This is a genomic window from Streptomyces sp. NBC_00457 (assembly GCF_036014015.1).
In the GTDB taxonomy this organism is placed as follows: Bacteria; Actinomycetota; Actinomycetes; order Streptomycetales; family Streptomycetaceae; genus Streptomyces.
Genome location: NZ_CP107905.1, coordinates 8,550,302 through 8,567,235, shown reverse-complemented (window position 1 = coordinate 8,567,235; position 16,934 = coordinate 8,550,302). Strand labels below are relative to the sequence as shown.

At 69.1% G+C, this 16,934-nt stretch carries 12 protein-coding genes; 8 read left to right on the top strand and 4 right to left on the bottom strand.

The genetic code is table 11. From position 1 onward, the window contains the following. Window positions 1–58: 58 nt before the first annotated feature. Together OG828_RS39150 and OG828_RS39145 are read left to right on the top strand one after the other, a co-directional pair. Window positions 59–1,060: a RecB family exonuclease gene (locus OG828_RS39150; protein WP_328503844.1), complete on the top strand. Its 1,002-nt coding sequence runs from the start codon at window positions 59–61 to the stop codon at window positions 1,058–1,060. 122 nt (window positions 1,061–1,182) lie between these two features. After that, on the top strand, window positions 1,183–1,854 hold the full coding sequence (locus tag OG828_RS39145) for a response regulator (RefSeq protein WP_210574852.1): 672 nt from the start codon (window positions 1,183–1,185) through the stop codon (window positions 1,852–1,854). A gap of 71 nt (window positions 1,855–1,925) precedes the next feature. On the opposite strand, the gene OG828_RS39140 is transcribed toward OG828_RS39145, so the two are convergent. The 4 genes from OG828_RS39140 to metH all read right to left on the bottom strand — a co-directional run bounded on the left by OG828_RS39140 (window position 1,926) and on the right by metH (window position 9,965). Then, window positions 1,926–3,506, bottom strand: a complete 1,581-nt coding sequence (locus tag OG828_RS39140; RefSeq protein ID WP_328503843.1) for an ABC transporter substrate-binding protein — start codon at window positions 3,504–3,506, stop codon at window positions 1,926–1,928. Between the two features lie 67 nt (window positions 3,507–3,573). Next, entirely contained in the window at window positions 3,574–5,181 is a 1,608-nt protein-coding gene (locus OG828_RS39135; protein WP_328367691.1) for an ABC transporter substrate-binding protein, read from the bottom strand. A gap of 420 nt (window positions 5,182–5,601) precedes the next feature. Continuing rightward, complete coding sequence (locus OG828_RS39130; RefSeq protein WP_328503842.1) at window positions 5,602–6,303, bottom strand: HAD family hydrolase; 702 nt, start codon at window positions 6,301–6,303, stop codon at window positions 5,602–5,604. Between the two features lie 149 nt (window positions 6,304–6,452). Continuing rightward, the gene (metH, locus tag OG828_RS39125; RefSeq protein ID WP_328441460.1) at window positions 6,453–9,965 is read right to left on the bottom strand and encodes a methionine synthase; all 3,513 of its coding nucleotides are present in this window, start codon (window positions 9,963–9,965) and stop codon (window positions 6,453–6,455) included. Window positions 9,966–10,272: 307 nt separating this feature from the next. On the opposite strand from metH, the gene OG828_RS39120 reads away from it, so the two are divergent. From OG828_RS39120 to OG828_RS39095, 6 genes are all read left to right on the top strand, one after another. Then, window positions 10,273–11,037 (top strand): IclR family transcriptional regulator, encoded by a 765-nt coding sequence (locus tag OG828_RS39120; RefSeq protein WP_328367682.1) that lies wholly within the window; start codon window positions 10,273–10,275, stop codon window positions 11,035–11,037. Between the two features lie 319 nt (window positions 11,038–11,356). Next, window positions 11,357–12,151 carry an MIP/aquaporin family protein gene (locus tag OG828_RS39115; protein ID WP_210574841.1) on the top strand — a complete coding sequence of 265 codons (795 nt, stop codon included), beginning with the start codon at window positions 11,357–11,359 and terminating at the stop codon, window positions 12,149–12,151. A gap of 62 nt (window positions 12,152–12,213) precedes the next feature. Further along, window positions 12,214–13,755 carry a glycerol kinase GlpK gene (gene glpK, locus OG828_RS39110; RefSeq protein ID WP_328367679.1) on the top strand — a complete coding sequence of 514 codons (1,542 nt, stop codon included), beginning with the start codon at window positions 12,214–12,216 and terminating at the stop codon, window positions 13,753–13,755. Window positions 13,756–13,801: 46 nt separating this feature from the next. Further along, the gene (locus OG828_RS39105; RefSeq protein WP_328441459.1) at window positions 13,802–15,418 is read left to right on the top strand and encodes a glycerol-3-phosphate dehydrogenase/oxidase; all 1,617 of its coding nucleotides are present in this window, start codon (window positions 13,802–13,804) and stop codon (window positions 15,416–15,418) included. A gap of 167 nt (window positions 15,419–15,585) precedes the next feature. Beyond that, window positions 15,586–16,038: a phospholipase gene (locus OG828_RS39100; protein WP_328503841.1), complete on the top strand. Its 453-nt coding sequence runs from the start codon at window positions 15,586–15,588 to the stop codon at window positions 16,036–16,038. A 68-nt stretch (window positions 16,039–16,106) separates the two neighbouring features. Then, window positions 16,107–16,856, top strand: coding sequence for a nucleoside phosphorylase (locus OG828_RS39095; RefSeq protein ID WP_328367672.1), 750 nt, complete (start codon window positions 16,107–16,109; stop codon window positions 16,854–16,856). Window positions 16,857–16,934 lie beyond the last annotated feature (78 nt).

Here is a 16,934-nt window from a genome sequence, read left to right as displayed (position 1 = left end):
GCGGCGGTCACGACCGTGACGGGGTCACTGTCAGTGGTGGGCCGTAGGGTCTGTGGTCATGGAGACGAGCACCGAGGGCGCGGCGGAGGCCCACAGCGGCGGTAGGACGGCGGCGGCCGAGGCGGCGGTCGCGGCCATACCGCATGCGCGACCGCAGGCCGAGCCACCCGTCGCCGCGCCCGCCGAGCCGCCCCTCCGCGAGGCCGCGCCCCCGGTCTCCCTCTCCCCTTCGCGCGCCAGTGACTTCATGCAGTGCCCGCTGCTGTACCGGCTGCGGGTGATCGACCGGCTGCCCGAGAAGCCGAGTGAGGCGGCGACGCGGGGCACCTTGGTGCACGCGGTGCTGGAGCGGCTGTTCGACGCCCCGGCCGCGGAGCGTACGGCGCCGCGGGCGAAGTCGCTGGTGCCGGGGCAGTGGGAGCGGCTGCGGGAGAGCCGGCCGGAGGTGGTGGAGCTGTTCGCCGACGATCCGGAGGGCGCGCGGCTGGCCCGCTGGCTGGGTGAGGCGGAGCAGTTGGTGGAGCGCTGGTTCACGCTGGAGGATCCGACGCGGCTGGAGCCGGCCGAGCGGGAGATGTTCGTCGAGGCGGAGCTGGATTCGGGGCTCAGGCTGCGCGGGATCATCGACCGGGTGGATGTGGCGCCGACGGGTGAGGTGCGGATCGTCGACTACAAGACGGGCAAGGCGCCCCGGCCCGAGTACGCCGAGGGTGCGCTGTTCCAGATGAAGTTCTACGCGCTGGTGGTGTGGCGGCTGAAGAAGGTCGTGCCGCGGCGGCTGCAGCTGGTCTATCTCGGCAGCGGTGATGTGCTGACGTACGACCCGGTCCTCGCCGATCTGGAGCGGGTGGAGCGCAAGCTGCTGGCGCTGTGGGAGGCGATCCGGCTGGCGACGGAGACGGGTGACTGGCGGCCGCGGCCGACGAAGCTGTGCGGCTGGTGCGACCACCAGGCCCACTGCCCGGAATTCGGCGGCACTCCCCCGCCGTATCCCTTGCAGGTGAAGGTGACCGGGCAGGGTTCGGCCGGGGGGCCGGAGGGTGCTCCCCAGGGGGCGTAGCCGCCGCGGGTGCGGGTCGCCGACCGGAGGTCGCGGGCAGCGTGGTCGCTGCCTGTCGGGGCGGGCGAGTCCGGCGGCGGCCCGCAGGGCAGAATGGGGCCGGACTAGCGAAGGAGACTTACGTGGCCATCCGCGTCCTACTGGTCGACGACCAGCCGCTGCTGCGTACCGGCTTCCGGATGATTCTGGAGGCCGAGCAGGACATCGCGGTCGTCGGTGAGGCCGGAGACGGCCTTCAGGCTCTCGACCAGGTGCGGGCCCTGCAGCCCGATGTGGTTCTGATGGACATCCGTATGCCGCGGATGGACGGTGTGGAGGCGACCCGGCAGATCACCGGGCCGGGGCGGGACGGACCGGCGAAGGTGTTGGTGCTGACCACTTTCGACCTCGACGAGTATGTGGTGGAGGCGCTGAAGGCGGGGGCCAGTGGGTTTCTGCTGAAAGACGCCCCGGCCAATGAGCTGGTGCAGGCGATCCGGGTGGTCGCGGCGGGCGAGGCGATGCTCGCGCCGAGCATCACGCGCCGGCTGCTCGACAAGTACGCCACGCATCTGCCGTCCGGCGAGGAGCCCGTGCCGGACACGCTGCACACGCTCACCGAGCGTGAGGTGGAGGTGCTGAAGCTGGTGGCGCGCGGGCTGTCGAACGCGGAGATCGCGGCGGACCTGTTCGTCAGCGAGACCACGGTCAAGACGCATGTCGGGCACGTCCTGACCAAGCTGGGGCTGCGTGACCGGGTGCAGGCCGCGGTGTACGCGTACGAGAGCGGGCTGGTGCGCCCGGGAGCGCAGTAGCCGGGTGTCCTACGACACCGAGGGCGCCCCTTCGCCGGAAGGGGCGCCCTCGGTGTTCGTGCCGATGCGGGTCAGTCCTTGCTGAGTTCCCAGAACCGGAACACGGTCGAGGCGTCGAGGCAGTACTCGAGGCCGTAGACGTTGTCGCGGGTGACGGCGTACTGCTTGCCCTGCCACAGCGGCAGCACGGGCACGTCCTCGGCGACGATGTCCTGGAGCCGGCCGTAGTCGGAGTCGGTCGCGGCGCGGTCGCTCTCGGACGCGGTGCGCGGGATGAGCGTGCCGGTGATCGTGCTGTTGGTGTAGTTGTTGCTCAGCACGTTGCCCTCGCCGAAGAAGGGGCCGGTGAAGTTGTCGGCGTCCGGGTAGTCCGGGACCCAGCCCTTCACGTACACGCCGTACTTGCCGTCGGCGATGTCCTGCTCGTACCGGTCGAACGCCACGGACTTGACGTCGGCGTCGAACAGGCCGCTGGCGTTGAGCTGGCCGGCGATCGCCTTGAGCTCGTCGTCGGTGGCGGGGCCGTAGCGGGACGGGGTCGACCAGAGGGTCAGCTTGACCTTGTCGGTGATGCCGTCGGCGCTCAGGGCGGCGGCTGCCTTGGTCTTGTCGGGCTTGGCGCCGTAGGTGTCGAAGAAGGCCGTGTTGTGGCCGGCGATACCGGCCGGGATGATCGAGTACAGCGGGGTCGCGGTGCCCTTGTAGATGTCCTCCATGAGGGCGTCGCGGTCGAGCAGGTGGGCGATTGCCTTGCGGACGCCGGGCTTTCCGGTGACCGGGTCGTCCATGTTGAAGACCAGGTGCTGGACCTCGGCACTGTTCCCGTCGACGATCTCGACGCCCGAGCCGGGGTCGGCCTTCTCGATGTCGGCGATGTCGCTCGCGGCGAGGCCTCGGTAGGCGATGTCGACCTTCTTGTCGAGCAGGGCCGTCTTCAGCGCGGTCTGGTCGCCGTGGAAGAACTTGAGGGTGACCCCGGTGTTCCGTACCTCGGCGGTGCCCTTGTAGTGCTCGTTGACCGAGAAGACGGCCTCGTCCTCGCTGAAGGAGTCGAGCTTGTACGGGCCGGAGCCGACCGCTTCGCCGTCCTTGCGCAGGCCGCTCGCCTCGTACGACTTCTGGTCGACGATGGAGCCGGCGCCGGAGGCGATCTTGCTGGGGAAGGTGGCGTCCGCGGTGTTGAGGCGGAAGACGACCGTCTTCTCGTCCGGCGTCTCGACCTTCTCGAGCATGGGGAACATGATCGCGGGGCCGGCTTCGTCGTTGATCTTCAGCATGCGGTCGAAGGAGAACTTCACGTCCTCGGAGGTGAGCGCGTCACCGTTGCTGAACTTCAGGCCGTCCTTCAGCGTGCACTGGTAGACCCTGGTCGAGGTGTCCGTGAAGGCACACTCCTCGGCGGCCTCCGGCTGCGGTTCGGTGGCTCCCTTGGGGAAGCTCAGCAGCGACTGGAAGACGTTGTTGAACAACAGCCAGGATCCGGGGTCGTAGCCGGAGGCGGGGTCGGTGGCCAGGACGTCGTCGGACATCCCCATGACCACGGAGGAGCCTTCGCTCCCCGAGTCCCCGTTTTCCGTGCCGCATCCGGTCAGCAGTCCGGAGGCCAGTCCCGCCACGATCGGCAGGACTGGCCACTGGTTACGCATATTCACGTGCAGGTGCCTTGTCGTCGGTTCTCGATTGCGGGGCCGTCGTCCGCGGCCCCGGAGACGGGAGTGGTCAGCCGCTGACTCCGCGGCCGAGCTCCCACAGCTGAAGCGTGGAGGAGGCGTTGAGGGCGTAGGCGGTGCCCGTGATGTCGTCGCGGGCGGCGACGTACTGCTTGCCCTGCCACAGCGGCAGCATGGGCACGTCGTCGGCGACGATGTCCTGAATCTCCGTCAGGCTCTTGACGGCGGACAGCCGGTCGGCCTCCCGGCGGGACTCCGGGATCAGCGCGCTGCGGATCTGGCTGTTGTCGTACGGCGAGCCGAGGAAGTTGTCCTTGTCGAGGAACGGCGCGAGGTAGTTGTCGGCGTCCGGGAAGTCCGGGAACCAGCCCATGCCGTAGACGTCGTACTCGCCCTTCTGCTCGGCCGGGCGGAAGGTCTCCCAGAGGGCGCCCTCGATCTGGACGTCGAACAGGCCGCTGGCGTTCAGCTGCTTCTGGAGCAGCTCGAACTCCTCCTTGGTGGCCGAGCCGTAGTGGTCGGTCGTGTAGTGGAGGGTCAGCTTCACCGGGGTGGTGATGTCGGCCTTGGTCAGCATGGCCTTGGCCTTGGCCACGTTCGGGTCGCCGTACTTGTTGAAGAACGCGTTGGTGTGGCCGGTGATGGTGGCCGGGACCAGCGAGTAGAGCGGCTCCGCCTGGTCGCCGTACACCTTGGAGACCAGGGCGGCGCGGTCGATGATCTGGGCCATCGCCTGGCGCACGGCCTTGGTCTTCACCGTCGGGGCGTCGGTGTTGAAGGCGAGATAGCGGATTTCCAGACCGGGCATCTCGACGATGTCCTCGTCGGTGCCGGCGGCGGCGGTGGAGAGCTTCTGGATCTGCTTGGGCGACATGGTGCGCGTCATCACGTCGATGTCACCGTCGTCGAGCGCGGTGCCCATCTCGCCGGCGTCGGCGAAGGAGCGCAGTTCGACCTTGTCGTTGTTCACCTTCAACGTCCCCTCGTAGTTGGGGTTCTTGGTGAACACGGCCTTGACCAGCTCGTCGTTCTTGACCTCGGACGAGAAGGTGTACGGGCCGGAGCCGTCGATCGCGAAACCGTCGCGCAGCTTGTTCTTCTCGTAGTCGTCGGGGTTGACGATGCCGGCGACCGGCGTCGACAGCTTGAACGGGAAGGTGGCGTCGGCGGTCTTGAGGTGGAAGATCACCTCGCGGTCACCCTGCGTCTCGACGGTGTCGATGGTGGACAGCAGCGCGAACACACCGCTGTCGGCCTGGATGGACCGGGCGCGCTCGATGGAGTACTTCACGTCGGCCGCCGTGACGTCGTCGCCGTTCGCGAACTTGAGGCCTGCGCGGAGTGTGCAGGCGTAGCGCTCGTTGCCGGTGTCGGTGAAGCCGCACTTCTGGGCGGCCTCGGGCACCGGTTCGCCCTCGCCGCGGGGCTGGATCATCAGCGTCTGCACGGTCTGGCGCAGGACGTTCCAGGTGCCGACGTCGTAGGCGTACGCCGGGTCGAGGGGCGCGGGTGCTTCCGTCGAGGCGTTGAACCGGTCGGTGGTGCCGACGACGATCGCGTCACCGCTGCCGCTGCCGCTGCCCGACGTGCCGCAGGCTGCGAGCACCGGCGCGAGCAGGCCGATGACGGCCGGCAGCACCAAAGTCTTGCGGTTCATGCTCGAGTTTCTCCAGAGCTGTGAGTCCGTGTACCCGGCATGCAGGGGTGTCGCAGCGGGGCACGGGGGTAGTGGCGATGTTCTCGCGACGAGATTAGTCCGCACCTGCACAAGGCTTGGCCACACCCGGAGTTGAGGCCCCATCACGCAGTGAAACCGGCTGTGGACGCACCGAAAACCCGACAGCGGAAGGATTCGTGCAGCATCCACTCAATCGGGACACAAGGTCCTGTCCCAGCCGTTAAATCGGGGGCGATCTGCACACGTCGACGACCCTGTCGACCCCCCGGACAGTGGGGAACGTCACAGTCCGAACGGTCGGTTCGAGGGCCTGAATTCGGCCATCCAGCGCCGTGTGAATTCTTTTACCGAGGCCCGTATGGAATTCCCCCGCTATCGCGCCGCACGCTCGGTGAACGCCTAGCCCATTTCCGTCATCAGCCGGTGCAGAAATGCCAGGTCGACCTCTTCCAGGGAGGTCACGATCGTGCGCCGGGCGGCCGGGGCCATGGGGGTCACCGAGGGCACGGCCACCACCTGGCAGCCGGCGGCCTCGGCCGCCGCCACACCGGTCGCGGTGTCCTCGATGACCGCGCATCTGGCCGGATCCACGCCGAGCCCGGCCGCCGCGAACAAGTACGGCTCCGGGTCCGGCTTGGTGCGCCGCACCTCGTCCCCGGCGACCGTCAGGGCGAAGTGGTGGGCGCCGAGCGAGGTGAGCACCCGGTCGATGATGCGCCGGTGCGAGGCGGAGACCAGGGCGGTCGGGATCTCGTACGCCGACAACTCGCCCAGCAGCCGGGCAGCACCCGGCATCAGCGGCAGGGCGCGGTCGATACGGTCCTCGAAGCCCTGGTTGAGCAGGACGGTGAGCTCGGCGAGGGTGATCTCGGCGCCGGTGGCCTCGATCAGGAACCCCGCGCTGCGGCTCATCGGGCCGCCGACCACGACATGGCGCCAGGAGTCGTCGAGGGCGTGGCCGAGACCGGCGAAGACCTCGACCTCGACGTCCCACCAGAAGCCCTCGGTGTCCACCAAGGTGCCGTCCATGTCGAGGAGCACGGCCTGAAGTGCCGACCCTTCGGCCGTTCGGGTTCCGAGCGCGGGGACCGTGCTGGTCATCCGGCCTACCTCCTTGAGGGACGATCAGGCCGGCTCCCGGGAAGGGAGCCGGCCTGCGGTGGACCGACCAGTGTACGACTTCTTCGATCAGCGTGCCCGATCGTCCTCGAGCATGCCTGAACCCGCAGGTCAGCGGGTACGGCGACGCGTCACCGGGCGTTGAAGTACTTCGCCTCCGGGTGGTGGATCACGATGGCGTCCGTGGACTGCTCCGGGTGCAGCTGGAACTCCTCGGAGAGCCGGACGCCGATGCGCTCCGGCTCAAGGAGTTCGGCGATCTTGGCGCGGTCCTCCAGATCCGGGCAGGCGCCGTAGCCGAGGGAGAAGCGGGCGCCCCGGTACTTCAGGGCGAACATGTCCTCGACATCGGCCGGGTCCTCACCGGCGAAGCCCAGCTCGGACCGCACGCGCGCGTGCCAGTACTCGGCGAGCGCCTCCGCCAACTGCACGGACAGCCCGTGCAGTTCGAGGTAGTCGCGGTAGGAGTCGGACGCGAACAGCTTCGCGGTCTCCTCACCGATCCGCGAGCCCACGGTGACCACCTGGAGGCCTACGACATCGGTCTCGCCGGACTCCTCCGGGCGGAAGAAGTCCGCCAGGCACAGGTGCCGGCCGCGGCGCTGGCGCGGGAAGGTGAAGCGGGTGCGCTCGTTGCCGTCGTCGTCCAGGAGGATCAGGTCGTCGTCCTTGGACACGCACGGGAAGTAGCCGTAGACGACGGCCGCTTCCAGCAGGTTCTCGGTCTGCAGCTTGTCCAGCAGGCCCCGCAGGCGCGGGCGGCCCTCGGTCTCGACGAGTTCCTGGTACGACGGCCCGTCCCCGGTGCGGGCCTCCTTCAGGCCCCACTGGCCCTTGAAGAGAGCGCCCTCGTCGAGCCAGGAGGCGTACTCCTTGAGCTGGATGCCCTTGATGACGCGGGTGCCCCAGAACGGCGGCGCGGGCACGGGGTTGTCGGTGGCGACGTCGGAACGGACGTGCCCCTCCTCCGGGCGCTCCTCGACCTGGACGGTGGCCGCCCGCACCCGGCGCTGCTTCAGCTCGGGCAGCTTCGCGCCGGGCACGCCCCGCTTGACGCCGATGAGGGCGTCCATCAGGCGCAGGCCCTCGAACGCGTCGCGGGCGTAGCGGACTTCGCCCTCGTAGATCTCGTGCAGATCCTGCTCGACGTAGGCGCGGGTGAGCGCGGCGCCGCCGAGGATGACCGGGTAATCGGCCGCCATCTTGCGCTGGTTGAGCTCCTCCAGGTTCTCCTTCATGATCACCGTGGACTTGACCAGGAGGCCGGACATGCCGATGACGTCGGCCCGGTGTTCCTCGGCGGCCTCCAGGATCGCGGAGACGGGCTGCTTGATGCCCAGGTTGACCACGGTGTAGCCGTTGTTGGACAGGATGATGTCGACGAGGTTCTTGCCGATGTCGTGCACGTCGCCGCGCACGGTCGCCAGCACGATGGTGCCCTTGCCCTCGTCGTCCGTCTTCTCCATGTGCGGCTCGAGGTAGGCCACCGCGGTCTTCATGACCTCGGCGGACTGCAGCACGAACGGCAACTGCATCTGGCCGGAGCCGAACAGCTCGCCGACGACCTTCATGCCGTCAAGGAGTGTCTCGTTGACGATGTCCAGGGCCGGGCGCTCCTGGAGAGCGTCGTCCAGGTCCTGTTCGAGGCCGTTCTTCTCGCCGTCGATGATGCGGCGCTTGAGGCGCTCGTTCAGCGGCAGGGCGGCCAGTTCCTCGGCGCGGCCCGCCTTCAGGGACTTGGTGGTGGCGCCCTCGAACAGGGCCATCAGCTTCTGCAGCGGGTCGTAGCCCTCGGCGCGGCGGTCGTAGATCAGGTCGAGAGCTGTCTGGACCTCTTCCTCGGTGAAGCGGGCGATCGGGAGGATCTTCGACGCGTGCACGATCGCCGAGTCCAGGCCCGCCTTCACGCACTCGTCCAGGAAGACGGAGTTGAGCAGCATGCGGGCGGCCGGGTTCAGGCCGAAGGAGATGTTCGACAGGCCCAGCGTGGTCTGCACGTCCGGGTGGCGGCGCTTGAGCTCGCGGATCGCCTCGATGGTGGCGATGCCGTCCTTGCGGGACTCCTCCTGGCCGGTGCAGATGGTGAATGTCAGGGTGTCGATGAGGATGTCCGACTCGTGGATGCCCCAGTTGCCGGTCAGGTCCGCGATCAGCCGCTCGGCGATCGCGACCTTGTGCTCCGGGGTGCGGGCCTGGCCCTCCTCGTCGATGGTCAGCGCGATCAGCGCGGCGCCGTGCTCCTGTGCGAGCTTGGTGACCTTGGCGAAGCGGGACTCGGGGCCGTCGCCGTCCTCGTAGTTCACCGAGTTGATCACCGCGCGGCCGCCGAGCTTCTCCAGCCCGGCCCGGATCACGTCCACCTCGGTGGAGTCCAGCACGATCGGCAGGGTGGAGGCGGTGGCGAACCGGCCCGCGAGTTCCTCCATGTCGGCCACGCCGTCGCGGCCGACGTAGTCCACGCACAGGTCCAGCATGTGCGCGCCCTCGCGGATCTGCTCGCGGGCCATCTCGACGCAGTCGTCCCAGCGGCCGTCCAGCATGGCCTCGCGGAACTTCTTCGACCCGTTGGCGTTCGTGCGCTCGCCGATCGCCATGTAGGCGGTGTCCTGGCGGAACGGGACCGTCTGGTAGAGGGAGGCGGCGCCCGGCTCGGGGCGCGGGTTCCGCTCGCTCGGCGTGAGGTCCCGCACCCGCTCCACGACCTGGCGCAGATGCTCCGGCGTCGTGCCGCAGCAGCCGCCGATCAGGGACAGGCCGTAGTCGCGGACGAAGTTCTCCTGCGCGTCCGCCAGGCCCTCGGCGTCCAGCGGGAAGTGCGCGCCGTCCTTGGTGAGGATCGGCAGGCCGGCGTTCGGCATGCACAGCAGCGGGATGCGGGAGTGCCGGGTGAGATAGCGCAGGTGCTCGCTCATCTCGGCGGGGCCGGTGGAGCAGTTCAGGCCGATCATGTCGATGCCGAGCGGCTCCAGCGCGGTGAGCGCGGCGCCGATCTCGGAGCCCAGCAGCATCGTGCCGGTCGTCTCGAAGGCCATCGACACCAGCAGCGGCACGTCGGCGCCGGTCGCCTCCAGGGCCCGGCGGGCACCCAGCACGGAGGCCTTGGTCTGCAGCAGGTCCTGGGTGGTCTCGACGATCAGCGCGTCGGCGCCGCCGGCCAGCAGGCCCTCGGCGTTGGCCTGGTAGCCGTCGCGGATCGTGCGGTAGTCGATGTGGCCGAGGGTGGGCAGCTTGGTGCCGGGGCCGACCGAGCCGAGGACCCAGCGCTGCCGGCCGTCGCGGGCCGCGTACTCGTCGGCGGTCTCGCGGGCGATACGGGCGCCCGCCTCCGACAGCTCATGCACCCGGTCGGCGATGTCGTACTCCGCCGCGGCCGTGTGGTTGGCGCCGAACGTGTTCGTCTCCACACAGTCCACGCCCACCGCGAAATACGCTTCATGGACGGAGCGGACGATGTCCGGGCGGGTGACGTTCAGGATCTCGTTACAGCCCTCGAGGTTCTCGAAGTCCTCGAGGGTGGGGTCCTGCGCCTGCAGCATGGTGCCCATCGCCCCGTCGGCGACCACCACACGGGTGGCGAGCGCCTCACGGAGCGCGGACACGCGGGTCCGGCTGTCGGCGGAAGGGGTCAGCGGCGACGAGGCCATTAAGGGGCTCCCTTTGGTGCGACGGCTGTCGGCTTTGCGCAACCCGTGGGACGTTCCACAGTAGGCGCACGGCAGCCAGCGTAACCGGGTCCATGGCGGGATGGTCAGACGGTCCACGGGACGGACGCGGGATGACGAACGGGTCCCCTGCGGGATACGAGTGCGGGATACGGCAGGAACGGGTGGGCGACGGGTTCTCTCAGACCATTGGCGGCGGGTCTGCATGGACCGGTAGTGTTCGACATTGCCGAACGGCGGCAGCGGACGTCGCGGGTCGACGGTCGAAGGGGACGGAGGCAGGACGGCGATGGCACGGAACATCCAGTCGCTCGAACGGGCGGCCGCGATGCTGCGGCTGCTCGCGGGCGGCGAGCGACGGCTCGGCCTGTCGGACATCGCCTCATCCCTGGGCCTCGCCAAAGGCACCGCCCACGGCATCCTGCGCACCCTCCAGCAGGAGGGCTTCGTCGAGCAGGACGACAACTCCGGGCGCTACCAGCTGGGCGCCGAGCTGCTCCGCCTGGGCACCACCTACCTGGACGTGCACGAACTGCGGGCCCGCGCCCTGGTGTGGGCGGACGACCTGGCCCGCTCCAGCGGCGAGAGCGTCTATCTGGGCGTCCTGCACCAGCAGGGCGTGCTGATCGTGCACCACGTCTTCCGGCCCGACGACAGCCGGCAGGTCCTGGAGATCGGCGCGATGCAGCCCCTGCACTCCACGGCCCTCGGCAAGGTCCTGTCGGCCTACGACCCGGTCGCGCACAGCGAGGTGCTGGAGGCCGACCGCAAGGCGTTCACGGACCGGACGGTGTGCGAGCTCGACAGCTTCGAGCAGATCCTCGACGTGACCCGCGCGCGTGGCTACGCGGCGGACGTCGAGGAGACCTGGGAGGGCGTCGCCTCCATCGCCGCCCCCATCCACGACCGGCGGCGCATGCCGGTCGGCGCGGTCGGTGTCACCGGCGCCGTGGAACGGCTGTGCCGGGACGGCGAGGTGCGGCCCGAGCTGATCGCGGCGGTGCGGGACTGCGCCCGCGCGGTCTCCCGGGATCTGGGCGCCGGGCGGTTCTGAGCGCCGTACGCCGGCAAGCACATCCCACAAGCACGCCCGACAAGTACATCCAGCAAACCGGGGCACCATCGGGCGCTCCGGTTGTTGTCATGCCTTGTTAGGCGTTGTCATGGTTTGGCAAGGCGCTTGATCGATAGCTCACCGCGATCAATAACGATCGTGTTTTCGATAACAGAACTCTTGACGCGCCTGTAACGCCAGGGCAAGACTCCCGTCCATCGGTCGACATTGTCGAACACCGACCGGCAATAGGCGTTACAGTGTGACGACGCCAAGGGCCGGCAGTTCTCCCCCTGGACGAAGGACAAAGGAGTCGCGGGTGTCCAGCTCCGACATCTTCATCGGCGAGACCATCGGTACCGCCATACTCATCCTGCTGGGCGGTGGCGTCTGCGCCGCCGTCACGCTCAAGGCCTCCAAGGCCCGTAACGCCGGCTGGCTCGCCATCACCTTCGGGTGGGGTTTCGCCGTACTGACCGCCGTGTACACCTCCGCGCCGCTCTCCGGCGCCCACCTCAACCCGGCCGTGACCCTGGCGCTCGCGATCAAGGACGACGACTGGAGCAACGTTCCGACCTACTGGGGCGGACAGCTGCTCGGCGCGATGATCGGCGCGGCGCTCGTGTGGGTCGCCTACTACGGCCAGTTCCACGCGCACCTCACCGACAAGGAGATCGTCGGCGGTCCGGGCGCGCAGGCCACCACCGCCAAGGCCGTCGAGGCCCGCGAGAAGGGCGCAGGACCCGTCCTGGGCATCTTCTCCACCGGCCCGGAGATCCGGGTGGTGTGGCAGAACCTCGCCACGGAGATCATCGGCACCGTGGTGCTGGTGCTGGCCATCCTCACCCAGGGCCTGAACGCCGAAGGTGACGGCCTCGGCACGCTGGGCGCCCTGATCACCGCGCTGGTGGTCGTCTCGATCGGTCTGTCCCTCGGCGGCCCGACCGGCTACGCGATCAACCCGGCCCGTGACCTCGGTCCGCGTATCACGCACGCCCTCCTGCCCCTGCCCAACAAGGGCGGCTCCGACTGGGGTTACGCCTGGATCCCGGTGGTCGGTCCGCTGATCGGCGGCGCCATCGCGGCAGGCATCTACAACGTCGCTTTCGCTTAGAGCACGATTCAGCCATCGCGCCGTACAGACAGCCCCCACCTACGGAACCCCAGGAGCACACAGTGACCGACGCGCACACCGCCGGGCCGTTCATCGCCGCCATCGACCAGGGCACCACCTCCAGCCGCTGCATCGTCTTCGACCGGGACGGCCGTATCGTCTCCGTCGACCAGAAGGAGCACGAGCAGATCTTCCCGAAGCCGGGCTGGGTGGAGCACAACGCCACCGAGATCTGGACCAACGTCCAGGAGGTCGTCGCCGGAGCCGTCTCCAAGGCCGGCATCACCCGCGACGACATCAAGGCCATCGGCATCACCAACCAGCGCGAGACGACCGTGCTGTGGGACAAGAACACCGGTGAGCCCGTCCACAACGCCATCGTCTGGCAGGACACCCGTACCGACGCGCTCTGCAAGGAACTCGGCCGCAACGTCGGCCAGGACCGCTTCCGCCGCGAGACCGGCCTCCCCCTCGCCTCCTACTTCGCCGGGCCCAAGGCCCGCTGGCTGCTCGACAACGTCGACGGCCTGAAGGAGCGCGCCGAGGCGGGCGACATCCTCTTCGGCACCATGGACAGCTGGGTCATCTGGAACCTGACCGGCGGTGTGAACGGCGGCCATCACGTCACCGACGTCACCAACGCCTCCCGCACCATGCTGATGAACCTCCACACCATGGCGTGGGACGAGAAGATCGCCGAGTCGATCGGCGTCCCGCTGGCGATCCTCCCCGAGATCCGCTCCTCCTCCGAGGTGTACGGCGAGATCAAGGGCGGCAAGCTGGGCGACCTGCTCGGCGGCATCCCGGTCGCGTCCGCGCTCGGCGACCAGCAGGCGGCCCTGTTCGGCCAGACCTGTTTCTCCGAGGGCGAGGTCAAGTCGACCTACGGCACCGGCACCTTCATGGTGATGAACACCGGTGACAAGATCATCAACTCGTACGCGGGACTGCTGACCACCGTCGGCTACAAGATCGGTGACCAGCCGACCGTCTACGCCCTCGAGGGCTCGATCGCCGTCACCGGCTCGCTGGTGCAGTGGATGCGCGACCAGATGGGCCTGATCTCCACCGCCGCCGAGATCGAGACGCTCGCGCTCTCGGTCGAGGACAACGGCGGGGCCTACTTCGTGCCGGCCTTCTCCGGCCTGTTCGCCCCGCACTGGCGGTCCGACGCCCGCGGTGTGATCGCCGGTCTGACCCGGTACGTCACCAAGGCGCACCTCGCGCGCGCCGTCCTGGAGGCCACCGCCTGGCAGACCCGGGAGATCGCCGACGCGATGGTCAAGGACTCCGGCGACGAGCTGGTGGCCCTCAAGGTCGACGGCGGCATGACCTCCAACAACCTGCTGATGCAGACGCTCTCGGACTTCCTGGACGCCCCCGTGGTGCGCCCGATGGTCGCCGAGACCACTTGCCTCGGCGCCGCCTACGCCGCCGGTCTCGCCGTCGGCTTCTGGGCCGGCACCGACGAACTGCGCGCCAACTGGCGGCGGGCCGCCGAGTGGACCCCCCGCATGGACGCGGACACCCGCGACCGTGAGTACAAGAGCTGGCTCAAGGCCGTCGAGCGGACCATGGGCTGGATCGAGGACGACGAGAACTGACGACAGCCGCCAGCTCTCGAACTCTGATGAGGAGTAAGAACCCGAAATGACCAGTCAGTCCACCCTGCAGTCCGTGCCTGCCCTCGGGACGCGCCCGGCTTCCGGCTTCAACCCGAGCCGCGCCGAGACCCGGGAGCAGCTCGCCAAGGCGTCGTACGACCTTCTCGTGATCGGCGGCGGCATCCTGGGCATCTCCACCGCCTGGCACGCCGCGCAGTCCGGGCTCAGGGTGGCGCTGGTCGACGCCGGCGACTTCGCCGGCGCCACGTCCTCCGCCTCCTCCAAGCTGCTCCACGGCGGTCTGCGCTATCTGCAGACCGGCGCGGTGAAGCTGGTGGCGGAGAACCACTTCGAGCGCCGTGCGGTCTCCCGCCAGGTGGCCCCCCACCTGGCGAACCCGCTCACCTTCTACCTCCCCGTGTACAAGGGGGGCCCGCACGGCGCGGCCAAGCTGGGCGCGGGCGTGTTCGCGTACTCGGCGCTCTCCGCCTTCGGCGACGGCGTCGGCCATCTGCTCTCCCCCGCCAAGGCCCAGCAGGACGTGCCGGAGCTGCGCACCGAGAACCTCAGGGCCGTGGCCGTGTACGGCGACGACCAGATGAACGACGCCCGCATGGCTCTGATGACGGTCCGCGCGGCTGCCGAGGCGGGCGCGGTCGTCCTCAACCACGCCGAGGTGACCGGGCTGCGCTTCACCAAGGGCCGGGTGACGGGCGCGGAGCTGAAGGACCGCACGACCGGCGACGAGTTCGGCGTCAGCGCCCGTCTCGTGCTGAACGCGACCGGTCCCTGGGTCGATCACCTGCGCAAGATGGAGGACCCGAACGCGGCGCCGTCCATCCGGCTGTCGAAGGGCGCGCACCTGGTCCTGAAGCGGACCTCGCCATGGAAGGCCGCGCTCGCGACCCCGATCGACAAGTACCGGATCACCTTCGCCCTCCCCTGGGAGGACATGCTGCTGCTCGGTACGACGGACGAGGAGTTCGAGGGCGACCCGGCGGACGTGTCCGTCAACGACAAGGACATAGCCCAGATCCTCGACGAGGCCGCGTTCTCCATCCGCGACCAGCAGCTCGACCGTGACCTGATCACCTACGCCTTCGCGGGCCTGCGGGTGCTGCCGGGCGGCCCCGGCGACACGGCCAAGGCCAAGCGCGAGACCGTGGTGACCGAGGGCCGGGGCGGGATGCTGTCGGTCGCGGGCGGCAAGTGGACGACCTTCCGGCACATCGGCCGTACGGTCATGAAGAAGCTGGAGGCGCTTCCGGGGCACCCCCTCGGCGACGACTTCGAGCCGATCGCCTCCCTGCCGAAGAAGCTGCCGCTGCCGGGCGTCGCCAACCCGCGTGCGATAGCGCACCGGCTGCTGACGGACCGGCCGGCGCCGGGCCCGCGGATGGGTGCGGACACCGCGAAGCACCTGGCGACGCACTACGGTTCCCTGGCCTTCGACATCGCCCGGCTGGCGAACGAGAGCCCCGAACTGGGTGAGCGGGTCCACCCGGACGCCCCGGAGATCTGGGCACAGGTCGTGTACGCGCGGGACAACGAGTGGGCTCAGACGACGGACGATGTGCTGCGGCGCCGTACGACGTTGACGATCCGCGGGCTGGCCACGGACGACGTCCGGGCGAAGGTTCAGGACCTGCTCGACAAGAAGTAGGCGTTACGGCACGGAAGGGGCGGCTCCACGCCGACGGAGCCGCCCCTTTCGCATGCCGTTAACGGACCATTAAGGCACAAGAGGTGTGAAGGGCCTGATGGTGGATCAATCATCTTGTCATGAACCTGCGATCCGACGGACGGATCGCGGCCTCATGGAGGTGTGGGATGCACCGCAGACTCTCCACCGGTCTCGCCGCTTCGGCCCTTGCCCTGATCACCGTCACCGCAACTGCCGCCACCGCCACCGCGGTTCCCGCCGACAAGCCCCAGGTCCTCTCCAACTGGACCCAGACCAGCGCGTCGAGCTACAACACGTGGGCCGCCGCCCGCGCGAACCAGTCCACCTGGGCCGCCTACGAGTTCAACTGGTCCACCGACTACTGCTCCTCCTCCCCGGACAACCCCTTCGGCTTCCCCTTCGCCATGTCCTGCGCCCGGCACGACTTCGGCTACCGCAACTACAAGGCCGCGGGGGCGTTCGACGCCAACAAGGCCCGCCTCGACAGCGCCTTCTACGAGGACCTCAAGCGCGTGTGCAACAGCTACAGCGGCAGCACGAAGACCGCCTGCACCAGCACGGCCTGGACGTACTACCAGGCCGTGAAGGCCTTCGGCTGACAGCGGTCACTTCCCCGGGGCCGGGTGCGGTACGCCGCACCCGGCCTCCCCCTGGGTAACGTCACCTCATGCCCCATGATCTGCTGCCCGTCACCCGAATACCCCGCACCGGCCTCCCCGCGCACGCGATCGTCGTCGGCGACCCGGCGCGCGCGGCCCTCGTCGCCGCTCTGCTCGACGGCGCCGAGGAGGTCTCGTACCACCGCGAATACCGTGTCTTCAGCGGGAGTTGGAAGGGCCTGCCGGTCACCGTCGCCTCGCACGGAGTGGGCGCTCCGGGCGCGATCCTGCTGTTCCAGGAGCTGGCCGACGCGGGCGTGCACACCTTTCTGCGGTTCGGTACGGCGGGCGCGATGAAGCCGGGCATCGGCGACGGCGATCTGGTCATCGCCGAGGCGGCCGTACGCGACGACGGGGTCACCCACCAGCTGCTGCCGCCCGAGTACCCGGCGGTCTCCTCCCCCGAGGCGGTGTTCGCCCTCCAGCGCGCGGCACGCGAGGCGGGCGCCCCGCACCACCGGGGCATCGTGTGGACGCGGGCCGCGTTCCAGCCGGGGCTGCTGCCCCTCTTCCCGTACGGCGGCGCGGGGCTCGCGGCGATCGAGATGGAGCTGTCCGCGCTGCTGGTGACGGCCTCGCTGCGCGGCCTTGTGGCCGGGGGTGTGCTGGTCGTGGACGGTGCCAACGCCGACGAACTCGTCGACGAACAGGGCACCGGCGGATACGACCCCCACCGGGAGGTCGTGGCGGCGGGCGTCGAAAGAGGTGCCGTCGTATCCCTTCAGGCGCTGCGGCTGCTGGCGGAGCAGTTGCCCTGATCTGCGCATTCGGCGTCCCGTTCAGCATGGTGAACCCCCATAATGGCGTGAGACATCGGATGTCTGAACGACAGGGAG

Bases quoted from the DNA above. Each gene is read 5' to 3' on its own strand.
- OG828_RS39150 (WP_328503844.1), top strand. From the start codon at position 59: ATGGAGACGAGCACCGAGGGCGCGGCGGAGGCCCACAGCGGCGGTAGG.
- OG828_RS39100 (WP_328503841.1), top strand. From the start codon at position 15,586: ATGCACCGCAGACTCTCCACCGGTCTCGCCGCTTCGGCCCTTGCCCTG.
- metH (WP_328441460.1), bottom strand. From the start codon at position 9,965: ATGGCCTCGTCGCCGCTGACCCCTTCCGCCGACAGCCGGACCCGCGTG.
- OG828_RS39135 (WP_328367691.1), bottom strand. From the start codon at position 5,181: ATGAACCGCAAGACTTTGGTGCTGCCGGCCGTCATCGGCCTGCTCGCG.
- OG828_RS39105 (WP_328441459.1), top strand. From the start codon at position 13,802: ATGACCAGTCAGTCCACCCTGCAGTCCGTGCCTGCCCTCGGGACGCGC.
- OG828_RS39120 (WP_328367682.1), top strand. From the start codon at position 10,273: ATGGCACGGAACATCCAGTCGCTCGAACGGGCGGCCGCGATGCTGCGG.
- OG828_RS39095 (WP_328367672.1), top strand. From the start codon at position 16,107: ATGCCCCATGATCTGCTGCCCGTCACCCGAATACCCCGCACCGGCCTC.
- OG828_RS39130 (WP_328503842.1), bottom strand. From the start codon at position 6,303: ATGACCAGCACGGTCCCCGCGCTCGGAACCCGAACGGCCGAAGGGTCG.